Below are 2,090 nucleotides of genomic sequence, written 5' to 3'. Positions count from 1 at the left end.
CCACCGGCGGTCGCGACAAGGAGTTTTCCGCCAGCTGCCTTCTTGATATCACCGATGTTGCCCCATGCATGAGCGGTGTGCTCAGCGTCAATAGCACGGTGCAGCTCGACCACATTGGGTTTGACCTTCAGGCTGGCGATAAGACCGACCGGGTCCTCGACATTGAGCATATCGATAACCGAGTAGATACCAGTCTTTCGTGCCTCAATAATGGCCTTCTCAATGGTGGATGTCGGTGCAAGCCCTGACATAACCACAGCATCAGCAGATGAGTCAGCTGCCATCCTGGCCTCAAGATTGCCGGTATCAAGAATCTTCATGTCAGCGACGATGAATGCATTTGGTTTTACTGCACGAATCTCACTGATCACCTGCAGACCAAACTTCTTAATGAGCGGCGTTCCGGCTTCGATGATCAGATGGTCATTCTCCGGCAGTGAGGAGAGCACAGATCGGAGTTTGCCCATGTCCACAATATCGAGGGCGACCTGAAGATATGGCGGATCCCACAGCCGGGGAACCTTAAAGCCCATAACTGCATGTGCTGCGCGGTCTTTTTCATGGATCAAAGTCTTTTCATCAGGGAACTCTTCAAATGCCCGTGAAATTGCAAGCTTTGTTGCCCCATAATTGTACCGGTAAATCCGGTTATAGTCCTTTGCCGACGGATGGAGGAACGCACTTGCCAGGATACAGATATCGTTTATATTTACATCACCAAAGAGCCCTTCCTCGACTGCATCAGCAACCGCTTTTGCAACCGCAGCCTGGACCGGCCCGAACATCTGATTGACCTGTCCCTCATGTTTGAGGGTAACCTTTGGAATGACGACCGTTGCCGGTTTGGTAAGCAGGTTCGGACGTACAACAGCCAGAAGAGGGGTGTGTCCGGCTGAGAGCTGGGAAAGGGCATTTGCAAATGCCATTCCGACCGGACCGTTCTTATCTCCGACGATCAGGTCAATATGGGCAAGTTCGGCACCTTCGCCGATCAGGGCTTCGCCTATCAGATACATGTGATAACCTTCCCCTATATTTCAGCGACCACACTATAAATGACCAGTGCAGCATGAGGGATCACCAGTCAGATTATTGAAAACAGGTGGGGTCGGTGAGATTTGAACTCACGATCGACGGGTCTCTCCGATATGCATCAGTGCTCCAACGGATCATCACCAGATCAGGAGACCCATTTGTCATCATCTGCACCGGAATGCAAAGACCGCTGGAGCCCGTCGCCATGCCGGACTAGGCCACGACCCCTGTGCTCATATAGGTAGTTCGAAAGCTGATTTAAAGATTATGATCGCCAGTCGCGAATGATAAATTCAGGGAGTTCCCACCTGAGAATAATGGATTCAAAGGCCACTCCCGAGATGAGTTATGCCTGTGGGACTGCCGATTTCCCATTGCTGGGACAGACCATCGGAGATATTCTGAATGAAATTGCAGAGAAATATCCTGATAATGAAGCGATTGTATCGCCTCACCAGAATATCAGGTTAACATACCGTCAGTTTCGGGAGGCTGTTGACCAGGTTGCCCGGGGTCTTATGGCCCTTGATGTCAACAAAGGGGATCGCGTGGGTATTTGGGCGATGAATTATGCCGAATGGATCATCGTCCAGTTTGCTACCGCAAAGATTGGCGCCATCATGGTTAACATCAATCCGGCATACCGGACCTTTGAACTTGAATATTGTCTGAAGCAGTCGGAGATAAAACTCCTCATCCTGCAGGGCCGGTTTAAAACCTCAGATTATGTTGGTATGTTTTATGAGACCTGTCCTGAAGCATATGAATCCCGGCCGGGGCGCATCCTGTCTGAGAAGTTTCCGTTTCTAAAAACCGTGGTATTCATGGGGCATATACCCTATAATGGCATGTACCAGTGGGATGATCTCCTTTCAAAGGCAGAGAGTATCAGCCAGGATGAACTGGTAGAGCGCGAGAAATCACTTGACTTTGATGATGCGATCAATATTCAGTACACCTCAGGGACCACAGGGTACCCAAAGGGCGTTGTACTGACCCACCACGGCGTCTTAAATAACGGGTACATCATCGGGAAAGGGATGGGTTTTACAGAG

At 50.2% G+C, this 2,090-nt stretch carries 2 protein-coding genes and 1 tRNA gene; 1 reads left to right on the top strand and 2 read right to left on the bottom strand.

The window, feature by feature from the left end; genetic code table 11:
• Together PLA23_RS12900 and PLA23_RS12895 are read right to left on the bottom strand one after the other, a co-directional pair.
• Window positions 1-1,016: bifunctional 5,6,7,8-tetrahydromethanopterin hydro-lyase/3-hexulose-6-phosphate synthase (locus PLA23_RS12900; RefSeq protein ID WP_324475450.1), on the bottom strand; the 1,016-nt coding region annotated here is incomplete at its 3' end.
• Between the two features lie 87 nt (window positions 1,017-1,103).
• Window positions 1,104-1,263, bottom strand: a tRNA-Trp gene (locus PLA23_RS12895).
• An 89-nt stretch (window positions 1,264-1,352) separates the two neighbouring features.
• Here PLA23_RS12895 and PLA23_RS12890 point away from each other — a divergent pair.
• Window positions 1,353-2,090, top strand: a 738-nt coding sequence (locus PLA23_RS12890; RefSeq protein WP_324475449.1) for an AMP-binding protein, incomplete at its 3' end; no start/stop codon positions are given.

The organism is Methanospirillum sp., from assembly GCF_035406105.1.
Taxonomy (GTDB): Archaea; Halobacteriota; Methanomicrobia; order Methanomicrobiales; family Methanospirillaceae; genus Methanospirillum.
The sequence above is the reverse complement of the archived record's forward strand: the minus strand, read 5'-3'. Positions and strand labels throughout refer to the sequence as shown.